This window comes from Actinomycetospora chibensis (genome assembly GCF_028737215.1).
GTDB lineage: Bacteria > Actinomycetota > Actinomycetes > Mycobacteriales > Pseudonocardiaceae > Actinomycetospora > Actinomycetospora chibensis.
In genome coordinates this window covers 250,988-277,112 of sequence record NZ_JAQZAM010000002.1, presented here as the reverse complement: position 1 = coordinate 277,112, position 26,125 = coordinate 250,988, and the positions used below count along the sequence as shown (strand labels likewise).

Below are 26,125 nucleotides of genomic sequence, written 5' to 3'. Positions count from 1 at the left end.
CGCGACGATGCCCCGTGTGTCGACGATCAATGGGCTGCCGGCCCACATCCTGGTGGTCCACGCGGTGGTCGTGCTCATCCCGCTCAGCGCGCTGCTCGTGGTGCTCGTCGCGGTGTGGCCGGCGGCCCGGGCGCGGCTCGTGTGGCCGACGGCGGTGCTCGCGGTCCTCGCGCTCGTCGCGGTGCCGCTGACCTCGGAGGCGGGGGAGTGGCTCGAGCAGAGGGTGGCCCGGACTCCCCTCGTGCGCGCCCACACCGAGCTGGGGGACTACATGCTGCCGTGGGCGACCGGGCTCGCCCTGGTGGCGCTGGGACTCCTGGCCCGCCAGGTCCTCGAGGATCGCGGCGCGCGGGCCGTCCGCGGCGCCACAGGGGGTCTCGGCCGGTCCCGTGGCGACGCCGCGGTGACGGTGGTCGTGGCGCTGATCGCCGTCATCGTCGCCGCGGGATCGGTGCTGACCGTGTACCGCATCGGCGACTCCGGGGCCCAGGCCGCGTGGACCGGGCAGTTCTCCGAGCAGGCCCAGCTCCCGCCCGGTGGAGGCCCGCCGCCGGACGGTGAATGACCGACCCGCCGGGGCGGGGCCCCTCGGATCCCGTCAGCGCGAGGCAGGGTCGACCGCGACGGGCTCCCGGTGCGCCTCGTGGTGGTTCGCGTTCTTCGGGGTGGCGAGGACGGCCCTGGTCCGGTCGTCGAGGTCGGCCTCGGAGAGCAGGCCACTCCCGGCGAGCACGGTCTCGAGGGCGGTGAGCCAGTGCTCGTAGTAGCTCCACGGCTCGTCGGAGGCGTTCGCGCCGTCGTCCTCCCACCGCCGGATCGACTCGATCAGCGAGAGCTGGAACTCCGACCACTCGTACTGCCCGGCGTGGTACGCGGCGACCGCGAGGGCGAAGGCGCGGAGCTCCCACGGCTCGCGGAAGGACGCCTGCTCCTCGCCGCCCGGGAGCCCGGCGACGAGGGTCTGGACGCGCCGGCGGGCGTCGCCGACCTCGGTGCCCTCGCGCTCCGGGGCGGTCACGCGGCGGCCTTCGGCGCACCCACGCCGATCATCGAGTCCCGCGTGACGAGGGCCTCGAGCTGCTCGACGGTGAAGTCCTCGGTGCCGGCCGGCCGCTGGGGGAGCACCCAGTAGCGCAGCTCGGAGCTGGAGTCCCACACGCGGATCTCCACCGACTCGGGCACGTCGTAGCCGAACTCCTCGCGCAGCACCTTGCGCGGCGCCTTCACCATGGCGGCGCGGTACGGCGGCATCTTGTACCAGTTCGGCGGCAGCCCCAGGACCGGCCACGGGTAGCAGGAGCACAGCGTGCAGACGATCACGTGGTGGACGTCGTCGGTGTCCTCGACGGCCACCATGTCCTCGCCCTGCAGACCGCTGATCCCGAGCTCCGCGCACGCGGTGCTGGCGTTCTCGAGCAGCCGGGACTTGAACTCGGGGTCGGTCCAGGCCTTGGCCACGACCTTGGCGCCGAGCTGGGGACCGACCTCGTTCTCGTAGATCTCGGCGAGCCTGTCCACCGCCTCGGTGGTCATCAGGCCCTTCTCGATCATGATGGATTCGATGGCCTTGACCCGGGCGGCGATCTCCGCCTGGTGGTCGGTGGCCTTCTCGGGTGCGCTCACGACGGACCTCACTTGCTCGCGGGGACGATGTAGGGCTCCCAGACGTCGAAGGTGATCGAGCCGTTGGGCTCGCCCTCCTCGGCGCCCCAGATTTCCTCGGTGGTGAAGCGGACGGTGTATACGTGCTCCGGTGACTCGCCCCTGTCGTTGCCCGCGGTGTCGGGATAGATCATCTCGCCGTGGGCCAGGTCGATGACGCCGGTCTTGCCACGGATGTAGCTCGCCCGGCGGGTGTGGCCCTCGGCTGCGTCGGAGATGACGGTGACGCGGTCGCCGACCGAGAACTTCGCCGCCTTGCCGGTGTCGCGCCCGGCCGGTGCACCGACCGGGATGATGCCCTCGATGAACGCGACCAGCTCGCCCTCGGCGTCCTTGCCCTCGGGCAGCGGCGCGTCGGGGTTGTCCAGGTAGTACTGCGTGCGCCGGTCGAGCTCGTCGGCGTCGAAGTGGCCGTGCCGGACGCCGTGGTGGACCACCGAATGGACCCAGTGCTCGTAGTACGGGGTGTTCAGGTACTCGTCCGGGTCCATCTGCTCCATGCCGAAGCGGAACTGGTCGACGCCGAAGAACCCGGCCCGGAACGCCAGCGGGAACAAGGTGTGGGCGTGCTTCTCCCACTCCGCCTTCCACACGGGCTCGGCGGGTGTCGGGTTGATCGCGCCGACCCCCTCACGGCCACCGAGATCATGGACTCCGCTGCTCATCGACTCTCCTGGGGTTGGCCGGGACGGGGTTGATCGGGACGGGTGTGATCGGACGGTCAGGCGCCGGTGGCGACCGGGGTGGCGGCCTGCGGCGTCGGGGCCGGGAAGCCGCCGACGGCCTGCTCGAAGGCGTGGGCGGCACGCAGGACGGTGGCGTCCTCGAACTGGCGTCCGACGATCATCATCCCGACCGGCAGGCCGTCCCCGAGCCCGGCCGGCACCGAGCAGGCGGGGTGGCCCGTGACGTCGAAGGGGCAGGTGTTGCCCAGCATCTCCAGCGCGCGGGCGACGACCTCGGTGATGCCGGCGTCCTGCGGCGGGATGGCCGTGGCGCGCATGGGCAGGGTCGGCATGACGAGGACGTCGACGTCGGCCATGGCGGCGTCGTAGGCGGCCGTGAGCTTCGGCGCGAGGTTGCGCGCCATCGCGTAGTGCCGTCCGTGGGTGGTGTTCAGCCCGTACTTCCCGGCGAGCAGGACGAGCTTCACGGTCTCGGAGAACTGCGAGCCGTCCTCCTGGTACCGACGGCCGAAGTGGTCCATCAGCTCGGGGTCGTAGTGACCCTTCCAGTTGAGCCCGAAGCCGTAGTTGTCGACCATCTGCGACGTGGCGCCCTCGGTGGCGATGACGTCCCAGATCTTCGCGCCGTGCAGGTGCCACGGCACCGAGACCTCGGAGACGCTCATCCCGGCGTCGCCGAGGACGGTGATCGCGTTCCGCACCGTCCCGTCGACGACCTCCTCGGACTCCGGACGCCCGAAGCCCTCGCGCAGCACGCCGACCCGCAGCCCACGGGCACCCTCGGCCAGCGCCGCGAGGTAGTCCTGCGGGACGAGGTCGCGCGGCTGGCGGGGGTCGAGCCCGTCCGGCCCGGCGATCACGGAGAGCATCAGCGCGGCGTCGGAGACGGTGCGTGTGATCGGGCCGAGGTGGTCGATGGTGGCCTCGATGGGGAAGGCGCCGGTGTAGGGCACGAGACCCCAGGTCGGCTTGTGCCCCACCAGCCCGCAGTTGGCGGCCGGCATGCGGACCGAGCCGCCCTGGTCGCCGCCGGTCGCCAGGTCGACGACGCCGCCGGCGACGAGGGCGCCGCTGCCGCTGGAGGACCCACCGGAGTTGTGCGCGGTGTTCCACGGGTTCTGCACCGGCCCGGACACCGCGGTGTGCGAGCCGCCGGAGAAGCAGAGGTCCTCGCACACCGCCTTCCCCGCGATCGTGGCGCCCGCGCCGAGCAGGCGCCGGACGATCGTCGCGTCCTCGCTGGGCACGTAGCCCTCGAAGGTGCTCGAACCGTTCGTCATGGGGACGCCGGCGACCGCGGTGTTGTCCTTGACGGCCACCGTCCGGCCGGCCAGCGGGCCGTCGGTGGTCTCGGTGATCGAGGTCTGCACGGACCACGCGTGGAACGGGTTCTCCGCGTCCGAGGGCCGCGACCACTCCCGTTGCGGCGTGACCGGGGCCTCCGCCTCGTACAGCTCCGCGACGGCGTCCCAGGAGCCCAGCAGGCCCGCCACGAGCGGCGCGTACTCGTCGAGCTGCGCCTGGTCCAGGCCCAGTCGGTAGCCGGCGGCCACCCCCTCGAGTGCGGCGTTGTCGGGGACGGGCAAGGACATGGCAGCTCCCTCGAGCAGCGGACGGGGGAGAACCGACCCTAGGAAGTGCTGGAAAGACACGTCAATACTCAGCGACGCATCTACGCGTTGCGATCACGTGTCGACGGGTGCCGTGGCGCCGTCGGCCACGGTCACGCCCCGGCCTTCTCCCGCACCGCCTCGACGATCTCCAGCCCGGACGGACCGGCTTCGGCGACGTAGAGCGCGGGGGCGACCAGGTCCCGGGACCCGATGGCGTCCCCGCGCGACCCGCGACGCCGTCGCGACAGCGCGCGACCGTGCTCGGCGGCGTCGCCCTCGGGATCGACGTGCAGGATCCGCGCGTACTGGTGGATCGCCTCGTACACCGTCTCCGACAGGGACGTCACCGGCGGCGCCCACGGTCCGTAGGCGGCGCGATAGCGGGCGAGCAGGTCGGCGTTGCCCGGGAGCGGGTTGTCCTGGAAGTAGCTCAGCGCCGTCTGCAGCCCGACGCTCGCGCGGGGGCCGATGTGGGCGAGTGTCGACTCCTCGAGCACGAGCGAGACGGTCCGGGTCGCGTCGCGCAGCCCGGCCGCCTCGCTCTGCCGTTCGAAGGCCACCTCGTCGGCCCCGACCAACGTGCTGAGCACGAGGTCGGCACCGGAGAGCTGGATGCGTTCCAGGGTGTCCGAGAAGTCGGTGGTGCCGAGAGGGGCGAGGTCCTCGCCGGCGACCTGTCCTCCTGCCCGCGACACCGCACGTCGGGCCGCGGCGTGTGCTCCGTGCGACCAGACGTAGGTCTGTCCGACGAAGAACCACCGTCGGGCGTCGGCCCGTCGCATCACCGGTGCCGCCAGGGCGTCGAGCTGGGCCTGTGGACGCTCGCCGAGACGGACGACGGTCGGGGACACGCCACCGCCCTCGTTCACGACCGTGTGCACCACCAGGATCCGGCGTCCGCGGACGGCGCGCCGGACCGCGTCGAAGCTGGCCGAGGTGCTGTTGACGAAGACGACGCGGCATCCGAGCCGCACCATGCGCCGGGCCTCGTCGGCGGCCTGGTCGGCGTCGGTGGCGTCGTCGGCGACCACCAGCCGCACCCGACGGCCCGCGACCCCGCCGTCGGCGTTGATCTCGTCGACGGCGAGCTCGGCCATGAGCTCGGCCGACATCGAGTACACCGCCCCCGTGCCCGATGCCGAGGTGATCACGCCCAGGCGTATCGCCCCGTCGTCCGCGGGTTCGGGCAGCGGGAGGCCCCGCCGGTGCAGCAGCCACTGGACACCCTCGAGCGGCACGCTCGCGCGGACCTGCACCCGGGTACGGCGGGCACCCGCCGGCCGGAAGCGCAGGCTGATCCGCCCCCGCCACGGCTGGGTGTGCTCGATGTCGATCATCGCACCCGGCACGACCCGGGCCAGGCGTCCGAGGATGTCGACACCTCGGGTCCCGCCGCGCTCGTCGAGGGGCAACTGCATGGAGACGATCGCGCCCGGTGTCACGGCGTCGCACCGCGCACTGAACAGCCATCCCGTCGCGTGCGCCGACCCGAACAGCGCGAAGACCTCGTGCGGGGCGAGCGCCACGGTCTGCTCGGCGGCGACGGTCGTGTACATCGGGCCCCGTAGGCTTTCAGGTGCTAGCCGACGCCGCGGTCACTTTCCCGTGGCGCCGAGGACGTCGCCCGCGGGAGATCGTCGACGCTCTCTCGCATGATCGACTGCAGGTAGGTGAAGGCGTCACGGACGGCGCCGTCGGTGTCGAGGGAGTAGTAGCGATTCCGTCCGACCCGGCGCTCCCGCACGATTCCCGAGGTGCGCAGGACGCGCAAGTGGCTCGAGATCGTCGTGCGACCGACCGCTCCCACGCGCTCGGTGATGTCGGTGACGGTCAGCTCGCCCTCGTCGCCCAGGGCGCTCAGGATCCGGCGCCGCACACGGTCCGACAGCGCGTCGAACGCGAGGTTCTCGGACTCCACGGCCGGACTCTAACACCGGTCGATGGGTGTCCACGTCTCCACGCCGAGCCGTCCGTCCCCCGTCCGGGATGCGCGACGAGCGCGCGAGGGTGGCGATGGACGTCGACGAGACGCCTCCGAGGGCGTCGTTGCCGGTGGCGCTTCTCCGATGCTGCCCCTGAGGTGGCTCGGCGGGAGGAGACGTTCATGTGCACGACGGCGAGCTCGGAGCGGTCGATGCGCTCCCCGAACCCGCCGAGGATCATGCAGGGCGAGGTCGCTCCGTCCAGGCATGGCCGAGGCCGGAGCGCGTGGCGATGGTGACGGTTGTCGACAGTCATCACCCTGCATGTCGGCAGCCGGCGGTAGGATCGGTACGTGCGTGAGGGAGCCCCGTGACCGTCGAGCCGCTGTCAAGCCTCGATCGCAGCACGCTGCGCGAGCGGTCCCTGGCTGCGCTGCGCTCGGCCATCACCTCGGGCGGCTACCGCCCGGGTGACCACCTGGGTGAGGTCGAGCTCGCGAGCCACCTGGGCGTCAGTCGGGGCACCGTCCGCGAGGCGCTGCGACATCTCCAGCAGGAAGGCCTGGTCACCGCGGGCAATCGCGGGATGCTCCGGGTCAACCGGCTGTCGGCCACCGAGGTGCGCGAGCTGTTCAAGGTCCGTGCCGCGCTCGAGGGCCTAGCGGTCACCGAGATCATCAACTCGCCGCGCCGGCAGGAGGCCGCGGACACGCTGCGCCACGCGTTGCAGGACCTCGGCAGCGGCGACTTCGCGGACCGCGTGGAGGCCGATCTCGGCTTCCACCTCCTGCTGTGCCGTCTCGCGGGCAACTCGATGCTGGTCGAGGCGTGGCGCGCGCTCGAGGGCCGCATCAGGGTGACGATCATGAACGGCGACGCCGAGGGCTCGCCGGTGATGATGGCCGGCGATCGCCACGCCCCGATCATCGACGCGATCGAGAGCGGCGAGCTCGCGACCGCGCTCTCGGTGGTCGAGGAGCACATGGCCGCGGCGGCCGACCACTTCGCCGCGGCCGACGACGCGGTCTGACCCTCCCGTCCGAGTCGATCTCCGGGAGATCGCCTGACGCCGCGCTCCGGCGATCTCGCCGAGAGCTGTGTGTGATCATCGCAGGTCAACCGCGCAAATCCGGCCTTTGCTGACTGTTGACAGAGCGCTCGTTCGACCCCACCATTCATCTCCAACAGACGACTGTTAACAGTCGACTGTTGGGGTTGGCCGACGCGCGGCAGTCACCCCGTCGAGTCCACACGATCAGCGGAGATCACCATGACCGAACGGAACGTGCCCCCGGCCGACCCCGGGCCGGCCGGTCCCAGCACCCGCCACCCCATCGAGGGCACCGCCTCCCGGAAGCGCGTCGCGATCGGCGCCTCGGTGGGCGCCACGATCGAGACCTACGACTTCATCGGCTTCGGGATCGCCGCGGCCCTGTACTTCAACACCGTCTTCTTTCCCGCGAACGACCCGCTGTCCGGGACCCTGCTCTCGTTCGCCACGCTGGGGATCGGGTTCGCGGTCCGCCCGCTCGGCGGGATCATCGGTGGCTACCTGGGCGACAAGATCGGCCGCAAGCCGGTGCTCGTCGCGTCGCTGCTGCTGATGGGCGTCGCGACCGTCCTCATCGGCGCCCTGCCCACGTACGACCAGATCGGTGTGTGGGCCGGTGTCCTGCTCGTCCTGGTCCGCGTCGTCCAGGGCCTGGCCTTCGGCGCCGAGTGGGGCGGGGCCATCCTCATGTGCTTCGAGCACGCTCCGTGGCGCAAACGAGGTCTCTACACCGGCATCACCCAGGCTGGCTTCCCGGTCGGCCTCTTGCTGGCCAACCTCGCCTTCCTGGCGAGCGTGCCCCTCGGTGGCAACTGGGCGTGGCGAGTGCCCTTCCTGCTCAGCGCGATCCTGATCGCCGTCGGGATCATCATCCGGCTCAAGGTCGAGGAGTCCCCCGAGTTCGAGGAGCTCAAGGACGAGGGCAACATCGCGAAGAACCCCCTCACCGAGGTCCTGCGCACCGACTGGCGCAACATCCTGCGCGCGTTCTGCCTGCGCGTGACCGAGACCGCGGGCTACGCGGTCACCGTCACCTTCGTCCTGTCGTACCTGGTGAGCGAGGAGCTCGCCGACCGCAGCATCAGCCTCACCGCGACGATGATCGCCTCCGCGCTCGGCATCGGTGCCACGATCGGCTGGGGCGCGCTCACCGACCGCGTCGGGCGCCGGCCGGTCTACCTCTTCGGCACCATCGTGACCCTGCTCTGGGGCGTCCCGCTGTTCCTGCTGCTCAACACCGGCACCGCGGTGGCCGTCGTCCTCGCCTTCGTCGTCAGCTACGCGATCTGCCAGAACTCCCTCGCCGGCGTGCAAGGGGCCTGGTTCTCCGAGCTGTTCGCCGCCCGCACCCGCACCACCGGCGCCTCGCTGGCCTACCAGCTGTCCGCCGTGGTCTCCGGCTTCACCCCTCTCATCGCCACCGCACTCTTCGCCGGCTTCGGCTGGATCGGCCCCGCCCTGCTCATCACCGTCTACGGCCTGCTCGGCGTCGCCGCGACGCTGCTCACCCGCGAGACCTGGGGGCGCAGCGAGCGCGCCGAGGTGGAGGCCCTCGAGCGGTCCCTGGCCCTGGCCTCCCCGGTCCGTGGCGAGGCGGCGTCCGCCGAGTCCACCGCCTCCGGCCGCTGACGGCCCCGTCCCACCAAGGAGGACCCCATGACCTCATTGACCAGCCCCACACCCACCGGCACCTCCGCCGCGGCCGACCCCGACCGCATCGTGCGGCTCCGCGACGCCGCCTACCGAATTCGTCGCCATGCCCTGGACATGGGCGAGGTGCAGGGCCAGGGCTACATCGGCCAGGCGCTCGGCGTCGCCGACGTGCTCGCGGTCCTGTTCGGCGACCTGCTCCGCTTCCGCGCGGAGGACCCGGAGTGGCCGCAGCGCGACCGCTTCCTGCTCTCCATCGGCCACTACGCGATCGCCGCCTACGCCGCCTTCGCCGAGGCGGGCATCATCCCCGCCGAGGAGCTCGAGACCTACGGTTCCGACGACTCGCGACTGCCGATGTCCGCCATGGCCTCGTACACGCCCGGGATGGAGATCTCGGGCGGCTCGCTGGGCCACGGGCTCGGCGTCGCCACCGGCATGGCGCTGGGCCTGCGCCACCTCGGGAACGCGGCCCGCGTGGTGAACCTGCTCTCCGACGGCGAGCTCGACGAGGGCTCCACCTGGGAAGCCGCGATGTCCTGCGCCCACCACGGTCTGTCCAACCTGCTCGCCGTGGTCGACGTCAACGGCCTGCAGGCCGACGGCCCGACCGCCGGCGTCCTGCGCATCGATCCGCTCGAGGACAAGTGGCGCGCCTTCGGCTGGTCGGTCCGTCGGGTCGACGGCAACGACGTGGCGGCCCTCGTCACCGCCGTCGACGAGCTCACCGACGCCCCGACCGCGCCGTCGGTCCTGCTCTGCGACACCCGCCCCGGACGCGGCGTGCCGATGCTCGAGACCCGCGAGAAGGCGCACTTCCTGCGGGTCGAGGAGCACGAGTGGCAGACCGCCCGCGACCAGCTCCTGGAAGGACACACGCGATGACCACCGCGACCCCCCGCACGAAGCTCACCACCTCGGCGATGATCGCGTCGTTCGCCGACCCCGACCAGCGCACCACCCCCGCGCCGTTCGGGCACGCCCTCGCCGCGCTCGCCGAGGACCGCCCCGAGATCGTCGGCCTGTCGGCGGACCTCGCCAAGTACACCGACATGCACGTCTTCCGCTCCGCCCACCCGGACCGGTTCTTCCAGATGGGCATGGCCGAGCAGGTCCTGCTGGGCGCCGCAGCCGGGATGGCCGAGGTCGGCCTGGTCCCGTTCGCGTCGACCTACTCGGTCTTCGCGACCCGGCGCGCCTACGACTTCCTGTGCCTCGACATCGCCGAGCCCGGCCTCAACGTCAACGTCGTCGGTGGCCTGCCCGGCCTCACGACCGGCTACGGACCGAGCCACCAGGCGACCGAGGACCTCGCGATCCTGCGGGGCTGCCCCAACCTCACCATCGTCGATCCCTGCGACTCGGTCGACATCGAGGCGGCCGTGCCCGCGCTCGCCGACCACGACGGCCCCACCTACCTGCGCCTGCTGCGCGGGTCGGTGCCCACCGTTCTCGACGAGTACGACTACCGCTTCGAGCTCGGCAAGGCCGCCGAGCTGCGCACCGGCCGGGACGTCCTGCTCATCTCCACCGGTCTGATGACGATGCGGGCCCTGCAGGCCGCCGCCCGCCTCGAGGCCGACCACGTGGACGTCGCCGTCCTGCACGTGCCGACTATCAAGCCGCTCGACCGCGAGGCGATCGTCCGCGCCGCACGCCCCGACCGGCTGGTCCTGACCTGCGAGAACCACACCGTCATCGGCGGTCTGGGGGAGGCGGTCGGTACGTCCCTCGCACTCGGCGGGGTCTCCACTCGGTTCGGCCAGATCGGCCTGCCCGACGAGTTCCTCGCCGCCGGTGCCCTCCCGACCCTCCACGACCGCTACGGCCTGTCCACCGACGCCGTCGTCGCCCGCATCAAGGCCGAGCTGAACGACCGCGCCCCCTGGCCGGCCGACCCCTCGCCGCCCTCCGCCTGACATCCCTGAGCTCCAGGAGACTCCCATGCCCATGTCCGACATGACCGCCGTCGTCACCGGCGCCGGATCCCGCCGCGGCATCGGCCGCGCCACCACCCACGCCCTCGCCGCCGCCGGCTGGAACGTCGCGGTGCTCGACCTCGACGAGGCCGGTGCCAAGGAGACCGCCGACGACGTGGCCGCCACCCACGGCGTCGCCGCCCTCGGGGCCGCCTGCGACGTCACCGACGGCGCGTCCGTCGAGAGCGCCCTGGCCACCGTGACCGAGGCCCTGCCGCCGGTCGGCGCCCTGGTCAACAACGCCGGCATCACGTCGCCGGTGCCGTTCCTCGAGGTCACGGACGCGGAGTGGGAGCGGGTGTTCGACGTCAACGTCCGCGGCGCCTACAACGTCACCCGTCGCCTCGCCCCCGGCATGGCCGGGCGCGGTTTCGGGCGCATCGTCTTCCTCTCCTCGGTCTCCGCCGAGCGCGGCGGCGGCGTCTTCGGCGGCGTCGCCTACTCCGCGGCCAAGGCCGGGCAGCTCGGCTTCGCCCGCGCCCTGGCCCGCGAGCTCGGCCCGTCCGGCGTGACCGTCAACAGCGTCGCGCCCGGGCTGATCGACACCGACATCACCGGCGGCGCGCTCGAGGGCGAGCGCAAGACCGCCCTGCTCGCCGGCATCCCCGTCGGGCGCAACGGGCGCGTCGACGACGTCGCCGACCTCATCACCTACCTCTGCCGCGAGGAGACCGGTTACATCACCGGCGCGACCTACGACGTCAACGGGGGCTCGCACATCCACTGACCCGCCACCGCGGGGAGCCCGGCGCCGGGGGGCCGCCGGGCTCTCCGCGCGCGCGCACGCCCGGGACGGGTGCCGTCGGGACGGGGGAGGGCGGGCCGTGAGCGTCGGTCACCGCGCCAGCGCGCGCAGCGGGTCACCCGAGACGCGGTAGACGACCCACTGGTCCATCGCCTCGGCCCCGAGCGACCGGTAGAACTCGATCGCCGGGGTGTTCCAGTCGAGCACCCACCACTGCAGCCGCGAGTAGCCCTGCCGCTCGCACTCCGCGGCCAGCTCGACCAGCAGCGCCCTGCCGAGGCCGGAGCCGCGGTGGTCGGCGCGCACGAACAGGTCCTCGAGGTAGATGCCGTGGACGCCGTCCCACGTCGAGTAGTTGAGGAACCAGAGCGCGCACCCGACCACGGCGCCGTCCTGCTCGGCGACGTGGCCGAACAGGTGGGGGTGCTCGCCGAACAGCGCCGCGGAGAGCTGCTCGGGGGTGAGGTGGCACCGGTCGGCGGCCTTCTCGTACCGGGCCAGCTCGTGGACCAGCTCGGTGACGGTCCCGACGTCGGTCGGAGCGATCCGGCGGATTCCCACGGGCGGGGGACACTACCCGCGTCGACGGACGAGCGGCCCGCGCTCCTCCGGAGGGAGGACGACCATGCCGCTGCAGGGCTTCGACCACGTCGTGCTCACCGTCGCCGACATCGACGCGACGATCGCCTTCTACGTCGACGCCCTGGGGATGGAGCCGGTGACCTTCGGCGGCGGGCGCCGGGCGCTCGCCTTCGGCCGCAACAAGATCAACCTGCACCGGGCCGGGCAGGAGTTCGAGCCCAAGGCCCTCCGCCCGACCCCCGGCAGCGCCGACCTGTGCCTCGTCACCGACGACGCGCTGGAGACGGTGATCGCGCGCCTCGCCGCCCATGGCGTCCCGATCGAGGAGGGCCCGGTGGACCGCACCGGGGCCCTCGGGCCGATCCGCAGTGTCTAGGTCCGCGACCCGGACCAGAATCTGATCGAGATCAGCAGGTACCGACCCGTCCCGGCCCCGTTCGACGAGGGAGGCACTCGATGACCGTCAGCACCGACCGGCACGGCCGCGTCCTCGTCGTCCGGATCGAGCGACCGGAGAAGCGCAACGCGATCGACGGGCCGACGGCGCGAGGCATCGACGCGGCCCTCAACGGGTTCCAGGACGATCCCGGGCTGTGGGTCGCGATCCTGACCGGCACGCGGGAGGTGTTCTGCGCGGGCACCGACATCGTCGCCGGCCCCGGCGAGCCGACGCCCCGGGGCGGTCCCTACGGCATCATCCGGCGCCGCCACGCCAAGCCGACCATCGCGGCGGTCGAGGGGCTCGCGCTCGGCGGCGGCTTCGAGATCGCCATGGCCTGCGACCTCGTCGTGGCCTCCGCGACGGCGTCCTTCGGCCTCCCCGAGACCCGGCGGGGCCTCGTCGCGAACTCCGGCGCCCTGGCTCGCGCGATGCGGTGCCTCCCGCTCAACGTCGCCCGCGAGCTGCTGCTGACCGGTGCGCGCCTCGACGCGCGGCGGGCCCACGAGATCGGCTTCGTGAACCGGCTCGCCGAGCCCGGCACCGCAATCGAGGTGGCCCTCGAGCTCGCCGAGAAGATCTGCGTGGCCTCGCCGACCGCGGTCTCGGCGACGTTGGCGGCGCTCGAGGAGCAGTGGTCCGAGGCCGAGGACGCGGGCTGGGCGGCGACCCACCGGGCCGAGGTGCGGATCGCCGAGGGACCCGACAAGCGTGAGGGCCTGGCGGCCTTCGCCGAGAAGCGCCCGCCGGTCTGGAGCGACCCGACACCTTGAGCCACCTGGCCTGCCTCGCCCCGGCCGGGGCGAGGCCGAGAGAGGAGCACGATGAGCCCGCAGGGGCACACGGAGGCGGGCGGTCCCCTCGCGGGGATCGTCGTCGTGGCGGTGGAGCAGGCCGTCGCGGCGCCGTTCGCGACGCGCCAGCTGGCCGACCTGGGCGCGGACGTCATCAAGGTCGAGCGCGCGAGCGACGGCGACTTCGCCCGCGGCTACGACACCACCGTGCGCGGGCAGTCGAGCCACTTCGTCTGGCTCAACCGGGGCAAGCGTTCGATCACCCTCGACGTCAAGTCCGACGAGGGACGCCGCACGCTGGGCGAGCTCGTCGCGCGCGCTGACGTCGTGGTCCAGAACCTGGCCCCCGCCGCGGCGCGGCGTCTCGGGATCGACGCGCACACCCTCGCGGCCGAGCACCCCCGCCTGGTCGCGTGCGACGTGTCCGGCTACGGGGCCGGCGGCCCGTACTCCGACCGCAAGGCCTACGACCTGCTCATCCAGTGCGACGCCGGGCTCGTCTCGATCACCGGCACCCCGGAAGCGCCGGTGAAGGCCGGCATCTCCATCGCCGACATCGCGGCCGGCATGTACGCCTACACCGGCATCCTCACCGCCCTCTACGACCGCGAGCGGACCGGCCGCGGACGGTCGCTCGAGGTGTCGATGCTCGAGGCGCTCGGTGAGTGGATGGGCTATCCGGAGCTCTACGCCCGCTACGGCGGCACGTCGCCGAGCCGGGCCGGCGCCGCGCACGCGACGATCGCGCCCTACGGCCCCGTCTCCACGGCCTCCGGGCACGTGATCACCATCGGGGTGCAGAACGAGCGCGAGTGGGCCGCCCTGTGCACCCACGTGCTGGAGCGCCCGGACCTGGCCGAGGACCCGCGCTTCCGCGGCAACGCGGCGCGCGCCGAGCACCGTGCCGAGCTCGACGCGGCGATCGAGGGCGTCTTCGCCGGTCTCGACGTGACCGAGGCCGAGCGCCGCCTCGATGTCGCCGGCATCGCCAACGTCCGCCAGCGCACCCTCGACGAGTTCGCCGACCACCCCCAGCTGCAGGCGCGCGACCGCTGGATGACCGTCGGGACCCCGCGGGGCGACATCGAGATGCTGCGGCCCCCGGTCACGGCGGGGTGGCCCTCCCCGCCGGCCCGTGTCCCGGCTGTCGGCGAGCACGACGACGAGGTGCGCGCGTGGCTGCGCGCGACCGACGCCTCGGAGGCCGAGCACCGATGAGCGCCCCGACCCCGCCCGACCTCGCCGAGCTCGTCCGCGGGTGGTCCCCCGAGCCGCTGGTCACCTCCGGCTCCACCGACGCCTGGACCGTCGGCGCGGTGTCCGGCCTGTTCGACCTGCCCCCCGTCGCGGGCAGCGGGGACGACCTGCCGCCGCTGTGGCACTGGTTCGGGTTCCTCGACCATCCCCGTCAGGACCAGCTCGGCGACGACGGCCACCCGGCCCAGGGCCACTTCATGCCCCCGCTGCCGCACCGCCGGCGGATGATCGCCGGCGGCCGGCTGGAGATCGACGCGCCGATGCGGGTCGACGAGACCCTCGAGCGCCGTTCGACTCTGGCGCGTTGCGACGTCAAGTCCGGCCGCAGCGGGCAGATGCTGCTGGTGACCGTCCGGCACGAGTTCGTGCGCGCGGGCACGACGATCCTCACCGAGGAGCAGGACGTCGTCTACCGCTCCCAGCCGCCCGGCGAGGCCCGCGGCCTCGCGCTCGACACCCCCGACGAGCCCGCCCCCACCCCCGGAGCGGAGGCGGTGACGCTCACGCCGAGCGAGACGATGCTGTTCCGGTTCTCGGCACTGACCTACAACACCCACCGCATCCACTACGACCTGCCGTACGTCACGCAGGTCGAGGGCTACCCCGGCCTGGTGGTGCACGGGCCGCTGCTGGCCCTGCAGCTGCTCGAGGTGCCGCGCCGGCACCGCCCGACGGAGCCGGTGCGCCGGTTCGACTTCCGCCTGAGCCGCCCGGTCTTCGCCGGCCAGCACGTGGTCGCCGGGCCGGCGGCCGACCAGCCGGACGACGGCCTCGCCCTCGAGGCGGGCGTGCCCGGGACGTCGCCGTCGGTCACAGGCACCGTCCGCGGGTAGGCGACCGCACGGACCGGTCGCACACCTGTTCGATGGACACCGACCGGGCTCCCCGGCACCCTCCGCACCCATGCGGACCCTGCGGACCTGGCTCGCCCTCCGTCGTGAGGGGCGCGGTCTCAGCCTCCTCGCGGTCGCCCGCGGCTGGAGCTGACGCCGGCGCTTGCCGGAACGGCAAGCTTCCTCGCCCCTCGTCCCCGGCGGGGGCACGGTGGCGTCGACGGATCGGTCGTCGGCGAGGAGGAACCGTGAGCGAGGCGTTCGACCGGGACTCATGGCAACGGCGCTGGACACGGGTGCTCGCCGAGCAGCCGGACGTGGTCGCGGCCCGCCCACCCCCAGCGCCGCGTCCGGGCAGACCCAGGTCTCGGTCGACGACGTGCTCGGCGCCCTCGAACGCGGTCGTCCGGGCCCGGCGTCAGGCCTCCGGGTCGTCCCGACGGCCCGGGTCGAGGTCGCGGTAGGTGCTGTCGTTGCGCCGGCCGTCGTCGCGACCGACGCCCTCGTGGCGGTCCAGGTCCATGAGCCCCTGCACGAACCGCCTCTTCTGACGTCGGACCTCGTCGGCGAGGGCGTCGTCCACCGCCGCGCCGAGCGCGGCCTCGACGTCGTCCGAGGGTGGCGTCGCGTCGTCGCCCCGGTCGTCTGCGGTGTCCTCGGCCATGCGCCCTCCCCAGGTCGTCGGCCGTCCTGGTGCGGGGGTGCCCGCTCGAGGAGCAGTTCAGCCGTTGGATGCCACCGCGGCGCCGATCCGGGAGGCTGGACCCGGAGACGGCGCACGGGACCGACCGGCGCCCCGAGGAAGGGACGGCGCATGTCGGACGTCAAGGTCGAGCACGAGGTGACGCTGTCGCGCGAGGAGGTGGCCGACTGGCTGGCGGACCTCGCCGACGCCATCCGCGAGGGGGGATCCGCCGAGCTCTCGCTGTCCGGCCCGGTCCTCACCGTGCCGGTCGCGGACGAGATGGACCTCGAGATCGAGGTCGAGATCGACGGCGACGAGGTGGAGCTCGAGATCGAGCTGTCGTGGCGCCGCAGCGCCCGGTCGGCGCCCCAGGACGAGGACGAGGACGAGGACGAGGAGGAGGAGGAGGACACCGAGGACGAGTCCGCAGCCTCCACCCCGGCGTCCACCTCGCCGTCCACCTCGCCGTCCACCTCGCCGTCCACCTCGCCGTCCACCTCGGCGTCCACCCCCGCCGCGAGCGCCTCGGTGACGGCGTCGCCGGAGGGCCCGGTGGACGCGGCTACCGACACCGCCACGTCGGCCACTGACGACGCCGCGTCCACGGCTCGGTCGACGACCAGGGCCGCGACGAAGGCACCCGCCAAGACCGCGGGGAAGGCCCCGGCGAAGGCGCCGGCGAAGGCGTCCGGGAAGACCTCGGCGAAGGCCCCCGCCGAGGGCGACGGCTGAACCGTCCCGTCACGCGCGACGGCGCCGCCACGCGGAGGGGACGCGTGACGGCGCCGTTGCGGGCGGACCCGCTCAGGGCGTGATGACGACCTTGAGCGCGAGGTTGGCCGCCGCGTTGGCGAACACGTCGTAGGCCTCGTCGAACTGGTCGAACGTGAAGCGGTGCGTGCCCATCTTCTCGGCCGGGATGCGCCCGGAGGCGACCATCTTCAGCAGGGTCGGGATGGAGACGGTGTCGACCAGGCCCATGGTCAGGGTGACGTTCGAGATCCACATGTCCTGCATGGGCAGCTCGACCGGCGTGCCGTGGACGCCGACGTTGGCGATGGTGCCGCCGGGCCGGACCAGCGATGCCGCGGTGAGCAGCGTCTCGGGGTAGCCGACGGCCTCGATCGCGACGTCGACCCCGAGCCCGTCGGTGAGGCCGATGACGTCGCCGACGGTGCCCGGGCCGACCTCGACGGCGTCGGTCGCGCCGAACTCGAGGGCCTTCTCCAGCCGGAACTTGTTCGAGTCGATCGCGATGACCTTCGACGCGCCCCACAGCCCGGTGGTCAGGACGGCGGACAGGCCGACCGCGCCGGCCCCGACCACCGCGACCGTGTTGCCGGGGCGCACGCCACCGGCGAGGACACCGACCTCGTAGCCGGTGGGCAGCGAGTCGGCGAGGAAGATCGCCTGCTCGTCGCTCACCCCCGACGGCACCGCGTAGAGCGAGGTGTCGGCGTAGGGGACGCGGACGAACTCGGCCTGGGTGCCGTCGATGAGGTGGCCGAAGATCCAGCCGATGCCGCCGACGGTCTGGCAGTGCGAGGGCATGCCTCGCTGGCAGTACTCACAGCGCCCGCACTTCGTGATGGCGGGGACGAGGACGCGGTCGCCGACCGAGAACCCGCGGACGGCGTCGCCGACCTCGGTGATGGTGCCGACGGCCTCGTGGCCGAGGATGCGTCCGTCGGTGACCGCGGCGACGTCGCCCTGCAGGATGTGCAGGTCCGTCCCGCAGATGGTGGTGGTCTCGACCTTGACCACGACGTCGGTGGGTTCCTCCACCCGTGCGTCGGGGACGTCCTCCCAGGCCTTGTTGCCCGGACCGTGGTAGACCAGTGCCTTCATGTGTGTGCCGCCTTCGTTGGCTTGCCGCGTCGTCCGTCGACCGACGCTAGTGGCGCAGGACACAGGCGCCTGTCCCATTCCGGGACCATCCGCGTCACGGGCGCGCGTCCGGTGTGGATCACTGACCGGGAACCGGGACAGTGCCGATCAGGCGATGTAGCTGATCCCGAAGGCGTCGATCTTGCGGTAGAGCGAGGAACGCGCGATCCCGAGCATGGCCGCCGCCCGGTAGCGGTTGCCGCGGGCCTCGTAGAGGGCCTGGATGATCGCGTCGCACTGGGCGGTCTCGAGCATCGACAGCTTCGGGGCGCGGCTCGTGAAGCACAGGGACGGCAGGTCCGGCGCCTGGACGACGCCCACGGGCTTGCGGGCGACGACGTAGCGCAGCACGTCCTCGAGCTCGTTGATGTTGCCCGGCCAGGGGTAGCCCTCGAGCACGCGCACCACCTGGTGGGACAGGCGCAGCGAGCGCCCGGTGGTCATCGTCCGCAGCACGGACTGCGCGATGTCGCCGAGCTCGTCGGCCCGGTAGCGCAGGGCCGGCACCCGCACGGTCTCGTGGAAATGGCGCAGGAGCAGGCCGTACGGACGGGTGGCGTCGACCGACGCGGTGTCGAGGCACCCGACGACGACCACGGGGTCGGTGCGGGCCACCAGCACACGCAACGACTCGTCGAGCCGACGCGCGGCGACCGGCCCGAGGGCCTGGATCCCGCGCAGCAGAGCGAGGTGGGGCCGGGACGGTGACGCCTCCGCGAGCCCGGCGAGGGGATCCGTCGCCGCCGGGGTGTCGCCGATCCTGGCGCACTCGACGACCGTGACCGCGCCGTCCGGGTGCAGCCGGTGGAACTGCTCGAGGGCCAGCGTGCGCTTGCCGACGCCGGTCTCGCCGAGGAGCACCTGGTGGCGCCGGTGGCCCAGGTTGGCGACGACCTCCTGGCGCGCCCGCAGGTACGGGCTGAGCAGCTCGCGGTTGGCGCGGACCCGGGCCTCGGCGTGCGTGCGCTCCGCGGCGGAGCGGTCGTCGCGCAGGGGCGCGGCGAAGTCGCGGCGGGCGGTCGGCGCCACGTGCGAGCCCTGCCGGCGGCGCGCCTCGGTCGCTGCCGGGGCCTCGTCGTGCTCGGCCGGTCCGCCGGTGAGCACGCAGCCGACGGGTACGCCGTCGGCCCGGATCTCGTGCACGGCGACCTCCGCGCAGGTCCCGGACGGGAGGTCGACGTGGTGGGGCCGGGGCGGCTCGTCGATCACCAGCGCGGCGAGCGCGCGGTCGCTGAGGGACTGCTGGTCCTCGGGCGCCACGCGGCGGACGCCGCTGCTGGCGAGCACGACGTCGCCGTCGGTGGCCACCGCCCAGGGCGCGCCGTCCGCGCCCGCCGCGTCGAGGGCGTCGTGCAGCGCGAGCACCCGGGCCCGCCGCCGGCGGGTGCCCTGGTCGTCCACCCGCCGCGCGAGCGCCCGCGCCCACGGCAGCTGGTCGGCGGCGCCGTCGGCGGCGTGGCGGACGACGACCACGGCCAGGTCGGGCCGGCCGGTCCCGACGGGAGCAGCCGCGGCGGCCAGGGAGCTGAGCTGCGGGTGGAAGTGCTCGGGACCCTCGACGGCGAGCGCCGTCCCCTCGTGCAGCGCGAGGGTCGCCGCCGTCGTGCCCACCGCCGCCTCGGCGTGGCGGTAGCCGGGCACCAGGCGCACGGCGTCGAGCAGGTCCGAGAGCGCGGGGTCGCCGTCGCGCCGGACCCGGACGAGGCCGTCGGCGTCGACGAGCAGCAGCGACCCGGCGAACTCCGGGTTGTCGGCGTGCGCCTCGTCGAGCACGGCGCCGGCGGCCTCGAGCGGTGTCGCCGGAGGACCGCCGTGGCCGACGAAGGACGCCCCGAGGCGCTCGGTGTCGACGGCGTGGGCCCGCGAGCGCTCCCAGGAGGCCAGCACCACCGCGCGGACCGCGCTGTCACCGATCGTGGCTGCGCCACCGCGCAGGAACCGCCAGCGCGCCGCCTCCACCTCGCGCGCCCCGGTCACGAGAGCGACCGTAGGTCGCCGGGCGGCCCGGAGAACAGGTCTCAGCCAGCCAGGACTCAGCTCGTCGGGGCTGCGATGTCGACCAGCCAGCTCACGCCGTAGCGGTCGACGCAGGCGCCGAAGATGTCGCCCCACATCTGCTTCTCCAGCGGGGTCTCGACCTTTCCGTCGGCCGAGAGCTTGTCCCAGTAGCCGCGCAGGGTCGCCTCGTCGTCACCGGAGAGCGAGATGGTGACGTCGTTGCCCGACTCCCGGGTCACGCCGGGCGGGAAGTCCGACACCATCAGCGTGATGCCGCTGTCGGTCTCGATCTGGCCGTGCATGATCTTGTCGGCGTCCGGGCCCTCCATGCCCATCGATCCGAACGTCATGACGTTGGACGTGCCGCCGAGGGCGTCGGTGTAGAACGCGACGACCTCCGCGGCGTTGCCGTCGAAGTGCAGGTACGGGTTGAGACGGACGCCCACGACGTTCTCCAGGGGCTCGAGGGACCAGGACGAGCGGGCCAAGGTAGCGCCGTGCGACCACGGGGTGGAACCGCCGCAACGGGCGGAGGGCGGGTATCCACCTGATCCCGGGACTGTACTGGAAAGTCCTTACTCAGGACCAGTACCGGCGCACTCCGCCGGGTGCGTCTGGCAGTGGGGCGTCATGCCGGGGAAACGCCCTCGGTGCGCGGCCACCCAGCGGTAGGCGCGTTCCTGCACACCGGAGGTCGCCCGGTACAGGGTCGACGGCGCTCCCGTGCCGATCACGGCGGAGAGCACCGCGTTGACCGCCTCGGCGCCGCTGCGGCGCACCCCGTCGGCGCCGCGCCACTGCACCGCGTCCTGGCACTGCTCGACGGTGGCGCCGATCGACCTGGGTACGCCCGGCGCCTGGTAGGGCTGCACGTCGATCCGGCCGTGGCGGTCGATCGCCCGCAGCCAGCCGACGCAGCGGGTGCAGAAGCCGCACTGCCCGTCGAACACGAGGCGGCCGGTCGCGGCATCGGGGTGGCTCATGCCCTCATCATCCCGCGCCCAGGACGACGACGAGGGTGGCCGCGGGGATCAGGATGCCGGGGTGCCGGGCCGGTAGGTGCCGAAGGACCAGACGTTGCCCTCGTCGTCGACGGCCGCGTACTCGCGGGAGCCGTAGTCCTGGTCGACGAGCTCCATGACGACCGTCGCCCCGGCCGCGACGGCGCGGCCGTGGTGGGCATCTACGTCGTCGACGACGACGTAGATGACGGCCCGCCCGGTGGCGAACCGGTCGCCCTCCCGGCGGGGCCCGAGCAGCACGGCGCCGCCGTCGTGGACGAGCTCGGCGTGCTGCACCGTGCCGGATTCGTCGCGGTGGGCGGCGGCGACGGTGAAGCCGAACGCGTCGCGCAGCAGCGTGATCGCCGCGTCGGGGTCCTGGTAGCGCAGGGTCGGGAAGACGCTCATGGCGACGACGCTAGGTCGCCGCACCCGCCGCGTCTTGGACGTCCGGGAACCCGCTGAGCCTCTCCTGCACGTACCGGGTGGGGGTCACCCCGGCGAGGTCGCGGAACTCGCGCACGAGGTGGGAGTGGTCGGCGAACCCGCACGCCGCAGCGACGTCGGCGATCCGGGCCGAGGACGGCCTGTGCCGGTCCCGGGCCCCGGGGACCAGCAGCCGCGCCGCCTCCCGGAACCGCAGCACGCGCCCGGCGGTGGTCGGCGTGAGCCCGACCTGGCCGCGGAAGCGGGTCAGCAGGTGCCGGCGGCTCCAGCCGGTCTCGTCGGCGAGGGTCGCCACCGCCACCCGGCCGCGGGCCGTGCTCAGGCGCCTCCAGGTGTGGACGATCTCGGGGTCGGGCCGCGTGTGCGAACGGTCGAGGAGTCGGCGCAGCTCGGCGTCCACCAGGGCGTAGCGGTCCGGCCAGCCCGGTGTCTCGGCGAGGCGTCCGGGCAGCTCGGCGAGGGCCGGCACCCCGAGGTCGTCGAGTGCGGTGATCCGGTTGGTCAGCAGCGAAACGGGCCGGTCGAGCAGACGCAGGACGCCGAGCGGGGCCAGGTCGACCTGGATGCCCTCCTGGTGGCCGGCGAAGGCGGTGAGCACGGCTCTGTCGTGCATGCCGGCGAGGAACGCGGCCTGCCGCGTGCTCCCACCGGGACCGGAGGTCTCGAGGGGATCGGCCCAGGACAGGATCAGCGTGCAGGCGCCGTGCGGTGCCTCGCGCCGCCGCAGCGGAGCCGCCGTCGCGAGCTCGTCGTAGCCCTCGTAGACGCACCACGCCCGCGAGCGACGGGTGCGGTCGCCCCGCGGGTGAGGTCATGTTGGCAGCCTGCCAAAAGCGGGGCCGAACGGATACCGTCCGGCCCGTGACGGGACGCAACGGGAGTCAGCAGGGGACGCGCACACGCGTCGTGGTGGTCGGCGCGGGCTTCGGCGGCATCGCCGCGGCGATCGAGCTCCGCAGCCACGGCATCACCGACGTCGTGATCCTCGACAGCGCGCCGGAGATCGGCGGCACCTGGTTCTACAACAGCTACCCGGGCGCGGCGTGCGACGTCCCGAGTCACCTGTACTCGTTCTCGTTCGCCCAGCGCAGCGACTGGTCGCGGCTGTGCTCCCCGCAACCGGAGATCCTCGAGTATCTCCAGGGCGTGGCGAAGGAGTACGGGCTCGGCGAGGTGTTCGAGCCGTCCGTCCTGGTCTCCACGGTCCGGCTCGACGAGGCGACGATGACGTGGACCGTCGAGGCGCAGGACGGGCGCAGCTGGCAGGCCGACGCCGTCGTGCTGGCCACGGGCCAGCTCAACACCCCGGCGATCCCGCCGATCCCCGGCGCCGACGACTTCGCCGGGCCGACGATGCACTCCGCCCGCTGGGACCACGACGTCGACCTGCACGGCAAGCGCGTCGCGGTCGTCGGCACGGGGGCGAGCGCGGTCCAGTTCGTGCCGGCCATCGCCCCGGAGGTCGGGACGATGACGGTGTTCCAGCGCAGCGGCAACTGGTTCTTCCCGCGCAAGAACCGCTCCTACCCCCCGGCGCTGCGGGAGGTCTTCCGGCGCGTGCCCGGCGTGATGCGTGCGCGGCGCTTCTTCCTCAAGGGCTACCTCGAGTCCCTGACGGTGATGATCCGCCACCCCTCGACCGTCGGGCGGCTCGGAAAGCTGTACTCGACGCTGTTCATGCGCCGGCAGCTGCGCGACCCCGAGGTGCGGCGCAAGGCGTGGCCGGACTACACCTTCGGGTGCAAGCGGATCCTGTTCAGCTCGCACTACCTGCCGGCGCTCGAGCGCGACAACGTCGAGCTCGTCACCGACCGGGTCACGTCGATCGAGCCTGACGGCGTGCGCACCGAGGACGGTCGTCACCACCCCGCGGACGTGCTGATCTGGGGTACCGGTTTCAGGACGACCGAGTTCATGTTCCCGATGGACGTCGTCGGCCGGGACGGGCGGACGCTGCAGCAGGAGTGGAGCGACGGCGCCCACGCCCACCTGGGGATGACCGTGCCGGGGTTCCCGTCGCTGTTCGTGCTCTACGGCCCGAACACCAACACCTCGGGCGGCTCGATCATCGTTTTCCTCGAGGCGCAGGTCGCGTACGTGCGCCAGGCGCTCGAGGAGACCGCGCGCCGCCGGGCCGCGGCGGTCGAGGTGCGCCGCGACGTCGAGCAGGCGTTCGACCGGCGGCTCCAGGCCGAGTTCGAAGGCACGGCCTGGACGCAGTGCGACTCCTGGTACCGCGACGAGTCGGGCCGCATCGTCGCCAACTGGCCGAAGTACATGGAGCAGTACGTGCGGGCCGTCGCCCGGCTCGACCCGGCCGAGTACGACTTCATCGATCGCTAACCGACTACCCGCGACGAACGAGTTGTCCACAGGGTCTGTCCACACTGGGGACGAACTACACGCCTGTGATTACGGGCCCGGATCCGGCTGTTGTCTAGGGTCGGAAGGATGTTGCGGCGTTCCGAGATCGAGCTCAAGACCTCCGGTGAGGTCGACGCGATGCGCGAGGCGGGACGCGTCGTCGCCCGCTGCCTCGACGCGGTGCGGGCCGCCGCCACGGTCGGCACGTCGCTGGAGGAGCTCGACGGTGTGGCGCACGACGTCATGAAGGACGCGGGCGCGGTGCCGGCGTTCCTCGACTACCACCCCCACTTCGCGCCCAGCCCGTTCCCGGGTGTCATCTGTGCGAGCGTCAACGACGCGGTCGTCCACGCCATCCCCGGGCCCCATCGGCTGGCCGAGGGCGACCTGCTCAGCGTCGACTGCGGTGCGTTCCTCGACGGCTGGTGCGGCGACGCGGCCATCAGCCTGGTGGTGGGACCCGACCCGGACCCGGCCGACGTCGCGCTCATCGCCACGACCGAGCGGGCCCTACAGGCCGGGATCGACGCCGCGGTGCCGGGCGGGAAGCTCGGCGACCTGGGCTCCGCGATCGGCACGGTGGCCCGCGCGGCCGGCTACGGGATGCTCGCCGACCACGGCGGCCACGGCATCGGGCGCGCGATGCACGAGGCGCCGCACGTGCCGAACGAGGGCCGCGCCGGGCGCGGCATGCGGCTGCGAGCGGGTCTGGTCATCGCCATCGAGCCGATGCTGCACGCCGGTGGCGGGGACGACTACGTCCACGACGCCGACGGGTGGACCCTGCGGACCGCCGACGGCAGCCGGGCGGCGCACGTGGAGCACACCGTCGCGATCACCGACGACGGGCCGCGGGTCCTGACGCTGGCCTGAGGTGCCCGGAGGGCACACCTCAGGACTGGCTCGCCGCCCGGTCGTCCTGGGGCGAGTCGCCCTGGGACGCGCCCTCGCGCGGGGCGTCCGCCCGCTCGCGGTGCGCCTGCTCCCACTCGGAGTCGTCGCGGGCCGCGTCCTCGCCACCGTCCGAGGACGGCTTGCGACGCACGTGGCGGCGGTCGAGGCGGTGCAGCATCCCGTTGCTGTCGCGGCCCCAGTGGGTCCCGTGGGAGTCGGTGAACCGCATCTCCGGCACGGCCGGTGCGGAGTACAGCTCCTCGCGGTCCACCTCGCCGGAGCCGAAGGGCAGCGAGTGGATCTCGTCGCTGGCCGGGGGCAGGAGCGCCATCGAGATGCTGTGCTGCTCGTCGCTGGAGGGCAGGCTGAACAGGCAGCGCACCTGGAACACCGGGGAGTCACCCCCGTTGTGGACGATGAGGACGTAGTCCTCGTCGCGGTCGTGCCGGGTGCCTTCGTCGAGCCAGGCGGTGACGCCCTGCGCCTGCTGCTCCTGCCGGACCTCGACCTGGTCCTTCCGGTTCAGGAGCATGATCCAGACGTAGGCGGCGAAGCCGAGCAGCGAGCCGGCACTGCCGACCGCCGACACCCACTGCGCGGCGATCTGCGAAGTCATTCGTGGTCGTCCTCTGTGATGGTGGTGCGGGGAAGTCCGGACCAGGAGGTGCCCCACCGGGTCTCGGTCTACGCTCCCGCGTCGTGAGCGAGTCCGATTCGTCTGCTGTGCCGTCGACCACCGGGCGTCCGGCGCCCGACCCGCCGCGGGCGACGCCGCCCGCCGGCGGCTCGCCGGGCGCGATCGTGCGCTGGACCGTGGACATGATCAACGCCCGCGACGCGGCGGCGATGCGTCAGGTGTGGGCGGACGGCATCCGCGTCCGCTTCCCCCCGCGCACCGTGCGCGGCGTCGACGAGCTCGAGGCGTGGTGGATCGAGGTGTTCGCCGCGGTCCCCGACCTCACGCTGACGATCCAGGGTCTGGCGGAGCACGGGGACGAGGTCTTCATGCGCTGGCAGCTCACCGGGCACCACAGCGGCGGCGAGTGGGAGGGCATCGCGGCCACGGGCTCGCACGTCGACCTCGACGGGATGGACCACTTCACGTTCGACGACGGCCTCATCGCGAGCAACTTCGTGGTCTTCGACCAGATGCAGTTCGCCCGTCAGATCGGCCTCCTGCCCGCCGACGGCTCGCGTCTCGACGCCGCCGCGAAGCGCGGCTTCAACCTGATGGCGCGACGGCGGGGGTCGAAGCGGGGTTAGGCGCTCTTGGTGCCGGTCTCCCGGCGGCTGCGGCCCTGCGTCCCGCCGCGGCCGCGGAACTCCACGCCGGCGTCGACGAGCAGCCTGCGGACCCGGCCGATGCTGTAGCCGGTCTCCGAGCAGATCTCCCGGATGCTGGCACCCTTCTGATACCGCTTGAGCAGCTCGTTCCCGAGCTTGGTGCGCTCCGTCCCCGTCACCCGCTGGTTGCGCGCCAGCTCCGGTGTCTTCGCCATACGGGCGAGTATCACAGCGAGTGGCCGAACGTCGCCACTACCGGGGATTACTGCTGAGTCAAGCGGTCGGACGCGTACTGCGAACGAGATCAAGGTACGCCCGTTGGCGGATCTTGGTGACCCACGGTGCCCGAAAC

30 protein-coding genes are annotated in these 26,125 nt (G+C 72.9%); 14 read left to right on the top strand and 16 right to left on the bottom strand.

Annotation, left to right across the window (positions count from 1 at the left end; translation table 11 throughout):
- The first annotated feature begins 7 nt into the window (after window positions 1-7).
- Entirely contained in the window at window positions 8-565 is a 558-nt protein-coding gene (locus PH189_RS03800) for a hypothetical protein (RefSeq protein ID WP_378015007.1), read from the top strand.
- 33 nt (window positions 566-598) lie between these two features.
- Here the strand turns inward: PH189_RS03800 and PH189_RS03795 are convergent, their stop codons facing one another.
- From PH189_RS03795 to PH189_RS03770, 6 genes are all read right to left on the bottom strand, one after another.
- Window positions 599-1,018, bottom strand: coding sequence for a nitrile hydratase accessory protein (locus PH189_RS03795; RefSeq protein WP_274187417.1), 420 nt, complete (start codon window positions 1,016-1,018; stop codon window positions 599-601).
- Complete coding sequence (nthA, locus tag PH189_RS03790; protein WP_274187416.1) at window positions 1,015-1,623, bottom strand: nitrile hydratase subunit alpha; 609 nt, start codon at window positions 1,621-1,623, stop codon at window positions 1,015-1,017. Before nthA ends, PH189_RS03795 begins: the two co-directional genes overlap by 4 nt.
- An 8-nt stretch (window positions 1,624-1,631) precedes the next feature.
- Window positions 1,632-2,327 carry a nitrile hydratase subunit beta gene (gene nthB / locus PH189_RS03785; protein WP_274187415.1) on the bottom strand — a complete coding sequence of 232 codons (696 nt, stop codon included), beginning with the start codon at window positions 2,325-2,327 and terminating at the stop codon, window positions 1,632-1,634.
- Window positions 2,328-2,383: 56 nt separating this feature from the next.
- Window positions 2,384-3,940, bottom strand: coding sequence for an amidase (locus PH189_RS03780; protein WP_274187414.1), 1,557 nt, complete (start codon window positions 3,938-3,940; stop codon window positions 2,384-2,386).
- A gap of 131 nt (window positions 3,941-4,071) precedes the next feature.
- A complete protein-coding gene (locus PH189_RS03775; RefSeq protein WP_274187413.1) occupies window positions 4,072-5,517 on the bottom strand; it encodes an ABC transporter substrate-binding protein in 1,446 nt (481 codons plus the stop codon).
- A 23-nt stretch (window positions 5,518-5,540) separates the two neighbouring features.
- On the bottom strand, window positions 5,541-5,879 hold the full coding sequence (locus PH189_RS03770; RefSeq protein ID WP_274187412.1) for an ArsR/SmtB family transcription factor: 339 nt from the start codon (window positions 5,877-5,879) through the stop codon (window positions 5,541-5,543).
- Window positions 5,880-6,253: 374 nt separating this feature from the next.
- On the opposite strand from PH189_RS03770, the gene PH189_RS03765 reads away from it, so the two are divergent.
- The 5 genes from PH189_RS03765 to PH189_RS03745 all read left to right on the top strand — a co-directional run bounded on the left by PH189_RS03765 (window position 6,254) and on the right by PH189_RS03745 (window position 11,290).
- Window positions 6,254-6,913, top strand: coding sequence for a GntR family transcriptional regulator (locus PH189_RS03765; protein WP_274187411.1), 660 nt, complete (start codon window positions 6,254-6,256; stop codon window positions 6,911-6,913).
- 240 nt (window positions 6,914-7,153) lie between these two features.
- Window positions 7,154-8,563: an MFS transporter gene (locus PH189_RS03760; protein ID WP_274187410.1), complete on the top strand. Its 1,410-nt coding sequence runs from the start codon at window positions 7,154-7,156 to the stop codon at window positions 8,561-8,563.
- Window positions 8,564-8,590: 27 nt separating this feature from the next.
- A complete protein-coding gene (locus PH189_RS03755; RefSeq protein WP_274187409.1) occupies window positions 8,591-9,469 on the top strand; it encodes a transketolase in 879 nt (292 codons plus the stop codon).
- Entirely contained in the window at window positions 9,466-10,503 is a 1,038-nt protein-coding gene (locus tag PH189_RS03750) for a transketolase family protein (RefSeq protein ID WP_274187408.1), read from the top strand. The genes PH189_RS03755 and PH189_RS03750 overlap by 4 nt, the downstream gene beginning before the upstream one ends.
- Window positions 10,504-10,528: 25 nt before the next feature.
- Complete coding sequence (locus PH189_RS03745; RefSeq protein WP_274187407.1) at window positions 10,529-11,290, top strand: SDR family NAD(P)-dependent oxidoreductase; 762 nt, start codon at window positions 10,529-10,531, stop codon at window positions 11,288-11,290.
- Window positions 11,291-11,398: 108 nt separating this feature from the next.
- Here PH189_RS03745 and PH189_RS03740 read toward each other — a convergent pair whose 3' ends face one another.
- Complete coding sequence (locus PH189_RS03740; protein ID WP_274187406.1) at window positions 11,399-11,869, bottom strand: GNAT family N-acetyltransferase; 471 nt, start codon at window positions 11,867-11,869, stop codon at window positions 11,399-11,401.
- 64 nt (window positions 11,870-11,933) lie between these two features.
- Between PH189_RS03740 and PH189_RS03735 the strand changes: the two genes are divergently transcribed.
- The 4 genes from PH189_RS03735 (at window position 11,934) to PH189_RS03720 (ending at window position 15,213) form a co-directional block, all read left to right on the top strand.
- Window positions 11,934-12,266, top strand: coding sequence for a VOC family protein (locus PH189_RS03735; protein WP_274187405.1), 333 nt, complete (start codon window positions 11,934-11,936; stop codon window positions 12,264-12,266).
- A gap of 80 nt (window positions 12,267-12,346) precedes the next feature.
- Window positions 12,347-13,102 (top strand): enoyl-CoA hydratase-related protein, encoded by a 756-nt coding sequence (locus PH189_RS03730; protein ID WP_274187404.1) that lies wholly within the window; start codon window positions 12,347-12,349, stop codon window positions 13,100-13,102.
- 51 nt (window positions 13,103-13,153) lie between these two features.
- Window positions 13,154-14,341: a CaiB/BaiF CoA transferase family protein gene (locus PH189_RS03725; RefSeq protein ID WP_274187403.1), complete on the top strand. Its 1,188-nt coding sequence runs from the start codon at window positions 13,154-13,156 to the stop codon at window positions 14,339-14,341.
- Complete coding sequence (locus tag PH189_RS03720; protein WP_274187402.1) at window positions 14,338-15,213, top strand: HTD2 family dehydratase; 876 nt, start codon at window positions 14,338-14,340, stop codon at window positions 15,211-15,213. The genes PH189_RS03725 and PH189_RS03720 overlap by 4 nt, the downstream gene beginning before the upstream one ends.
- 418 nt (window positions 15,214-15,631) lie before the next feature.
- Here the strand turns inward: PH189_RS03720 and PH189_RS03715 are convergent, their stop codons facing one another.
- Entirely contained in the window at window positions 15,632-15,877 is a 246-nt protein-coding gene (locus tag PH189_RS03715; RefSeq protein ID WP_274187401.1) for a hypothetical protein, read from the bottom strand.
- 150 nt (window positions 15,878-16,027) lie between these two features.
- Here PH189_RS03715 and PH189_RS03710 point away from each other — a divergent pair, with 150 nt between their 5' ends.
- Window positions 16,028-16,630 carry an amphi-Trp domain-containing protein gene (locus tag PH189_RS03710; RefSeq protein ID WP_274187400.1) on the top strand — a complete coding sequence of 201 codons (603 nt, stop codon included), beginning with the start codon at window positions 16,028-16,030 and terminating at the stop codon, window positions 16,628-16,630.
- A gap of 72 nt (window positions 16,631-16,702) precedes the next feature.
- Here PH189_RS03710 and PH189_RS03705 read toward each other — a convergent pair whose 3' ends face one another.
- The 6 genes from PH189_RS03705 to PH189_RS03680 all read right to left on the bottom strand — a co-directional run bounded on the left by PH189_RS03705 (window position 16,703) and on the right by PH189_RS03680 (window position 21,844).
- Window positions 16,703-17,746, bottom strand: a complete 1,044-nt coding sequence (locus tag PH189_RS03705) for an alcohol dehydrogenase catalytic domain-containing protein (protein ID WP_274187399.1) — start codon at window positions 17,744-17,746, stop codon at window positions 16,703-16,705.
- Between the two features lie 147 nt (window positions 17,747-17,893).
- Window positions 17,894-19,762, bottom strand: a complete 1,869-nt coding sequence (locus PH189_RS03700; RefSeq protein ID WP_274187398.1) for a helix-turn-helix domain-containing protein — start codon at window positions 19,760-19,762, stop codon at window positions 17,894-17,896.
- 56 nt (window positions 19,763-19,818) lie between these two features.
- Window positions 19,819-20,229 (bottom strand): VOC family protein, encoded by a 411-nt coding sequence (locus tag PH189_RS03695; RefSeq protein ID WP_274187397.1) that lies wholly within the window; start codon window positions 20,227-20,229, stop codon window positions 19,819-19,821.
- Between the two features lie 129 nt (window positions 20,230-20,358).
- Window positions 20,359-20,766 carry a thiol-disulfide oxidoreductase DCC family protein gene (locus PH189_RS03690; RefSeq protein ID WP_274187396.1) on the bottom strand — a complete coding sequence of 136 codons (408 nt, stop codon included), beginning with the start codon at window positions 20,764-20,766 and terminating at the stop codon, window positions 20,359-20,361.
- 48 nt (window positions 20,767-20,814) lie between these two features.
- Window positions 20,815-21,192 (bottom strand): VOC family protein, encoded by a 378-nt coding sequence (locus tag PH189_RS03685; protein ID WP_274187395.1) that lies wholly within the window; start codon window positions 21,190-21,192, stop codon window positions 20,815-20,817.
- Between the two features lie 10 nt (window positions 21,193-21,202).
- Window positions 21,203-21,844, bottom strand: coding sequence for an AraC family transcriptional regulator (locus PH189_RS03680; RefSeq protein WP_274187394.1), 642 nt, complete (start codon window positions 21,842-21,844; stop codon window positions 21,203-21,205).
- A gap of 248 nt (window positions 21,845-22,092) precedes the next feature.
- Here PH189_RS03680 and PH189_RS03675 point away from each other — a divergent pair, with 248 nt between their 5' ends.
- Window positions 22,093-23,574: a flavin-containing monooxygenase gene (locus PH189_RS03675; RefSeq protein ID WP_274187393.1), complete on the top strand. Its 1,482-nt coding sequence runs from the start codon at window positions 22,093-22,095 to the stop codon at window positions 23,572-23,574.
- Between the two features lie 108 nt (window positions 23,575-23,682).
- Complete coding sequence (gene map / locus PH189_RS03670) at window positions 23,683-24,468, top strand: type I methionyl aminopeptidase (RefSeq protein WP_274187392.1); 786 nt, start codon at window positions 23,683-23,685, stop codon at window positions 24,466-24,468.
- Window positions 24,469-24,487: 19 nt separating this feature from the next.
- On the opposite strand, the gene PH189_RS03665 is transcribed toward map, so the two are convergent.
- The gene (locus PH189_RS03665; protein ID WP_274187391.1) at window positions 24,488-25,105 is read right to left on the bottom strand and encodes a hypothetical protein; all 618 of its coding nucleotides are present in this window, start codon (window positions 25,103-25,105) and stop codon (window positions 24,488-24,490) included.
- A gap of 83 nt (window positions 25,106-25,188) precedes the next feature.
- Between PH189_RS03665 and PH189_RS03660 the strand changes: the two genes are divergently transcribed.
- Entirely contained in the window at window positions 25,189-25,752 is a 564-nt protein-coding gene (locus PH189_RS03660; protein ID WP_274187390.1) for an ester cyclase, read from the top strand.
- Here PH189_RS03660 and PH189_RS03655 read toward each other — a convergent pair.
- Window positions 25,749-25,988: a helix-turn-helix domain-containing protein gene (locus tag PH189_RS03655; protein WP_274187389.1), complete on the bottom strand. Its 240-nt coding sequence runs from the start codon at window positions 25,986-25,988 to the stop codon at window positions 25,749-25,751. The genes PH189_RS03660 and PH189_RS03655 overlap by 4 nt on opposite strands.
- Window positions 25,989-26,125: the final 137 nt, after the last annotated feature.

What these genes read in the sequence shown, in the direction of transcription:
- PH189_RS03655 (WP_274187389.1), bottom strand. Translation starts at nt 25,988, where the DNA reads ATGGCGAAGACACCGGAGCTGGCGCGCAACCAGCGGGTGACGGGGACG.
- PH189_RS03730 (WP_274187404.1), top strand. Translation starts at nt 12,347, where the DNA reads ATGACCGTCAGCACCGACCGGCACGGCCGCGTCCTCGTCGTCCGGATC.
- PH189_RS03715 (WP_274187401.1), bottom strand. Translation starts at nt 15,877, where the DNA reads ATGGCCGAGGACACCGCAGACGACCGGGGCGACGACGCGACGCCACCC.
- PH189_RS03720 (WP_274187402.1), top strand. Translation starts at nt 14,338, where the DNA reads ATGAGCGCCCCGACCCCGCCCGACCTCGCCGAGCTCGTCCGCGGGTGG.
- PH189_RS03750 (WP_274187408.1), top strand. Translation starts at nt 9,466, where the DNA reads ATGACCACCGCGACCCCCCGCACGAAGCTCACCACCTCGGCGATGATC.
- PH189_RS03690 (WP_274187396.1), bottom strand. Translation starts at nt 20,766, where the DNA reads ATGAGCCACCCCGATGCCGCGACCGGCCGCCTCGTGTTCGACGGGCAG.
- PH189_RS03745 (WP_274187407.1), top strand. Translation starts at nt 10,529, where the DNA reads ATGCCCATGTCCGACATGACCGCCGTCGTCACCGGCGCCGGATCCCGC.
- PH189_RS03705 (WP_274187399.1), bottom strand. Translation starts at nt 17,746, where the DNA reads ATGAAGGCACTGGTCTACCACGGTCCGGGCAACAAGGCCTGGGAGGAC.
- PH189_RS03800 (WP_378015007.1), top strand. Translation starts at nt 8, where the DNA reads ATGCCCCGTGTGTCGACGATCAATGGGCTGCCGGCCCACATCCTGGTG.
- PH189_RS03780 (WP_274187414.1), bottom strand. Translation starts at nt 3,940, where the DNA reads ATGTCCTTGCCCGTCCCCGACAACGCCGCACTCGAGGGGGTGGCCGCC.
- PH189_RS03760 (WP_274187410.1), top strand. Translation starts at nt 7,154, where the DNA reads ATGACCGAACGGAACGTGCCCCCGGCCGACCCCGGGCCGGCCGGTCCC.
- PH189_RS03680 (WP_274187394.1), bottom strand. Translation starts at nt 21,844, where the DNA reads ATGCACGACAGAGCCGTGCTCACCGCCTTCGCCGGCCACCAGGAGGGC.
- PH189_RS03775 (WP_274187413.1), bottom strand. Translation starts at nt 5,517, where the DNA reads ATGTACACGACCGTCGCCGCCGAGCAGACCGTGGCGCTCGCCCCGCAC.
- PH189_RS03665 (WP_274187391.1), bottom strand. Translation starts at nt 25,105, where the DNA reads ATGACTTCGCAGATCGCCGCGCAGTGGGTGTCGGCGGTCGGCAGTGCC.
- PH189_RS03755 (WP_274187409.1), top strand. Translation starts at nt 8,591, where the DNA reads ATGACCTCATTGACCAGCCCCACACCCACCGGCACCTCCGCCGCGGCC.
- PH189_RS03725 (WP_274187403.1), top strand. Translation starts at nt 13,154, where the DNA reads ATGAGCCCGCAGGGGCACACGGAGGCGGGCGGTCCCCTCGCGGGGATC.
- PH189_RS03685 (WP_274187395.1), bottom strand. Translation starts at nt 21,192, where the DNA reads ATGAGCGTCTTCCCGACCCTGCGCTACCAGGACCCCGACGCGGCGATC.
- PH189_RS03735 (WP_274187405.1), top strand. Translation starts at nt 11,934, where the DNA reads ATGCCGCTGCAGGGCTTCGACCACGTCGTGCTCACCGTCGCCGACATC.
- nthB (WP_274187415.1), bottom strand. Translation starts at nt 2,327, where the DNA reads ATGAGCAGCGGAGTCCATGATCTCGGTGGCCGTGAGGGGGTCGGCGCG.
- map (WP_274187392.1), top strand. Translation starts at nt 23,683, where the DNA reads ATGTTGCGGCGTTCCGAGATCGAGCTCAAGACCTCCGGTGAGGTCGAC.
- PH189_RS03710 (WP_274187400.1), top strand. Translation starts at nt 16,028, where the DNA reads ATGTCGGACGTCAAGGTCGAGCACGAGGTGACGCTGTCGCGCGAGGAG.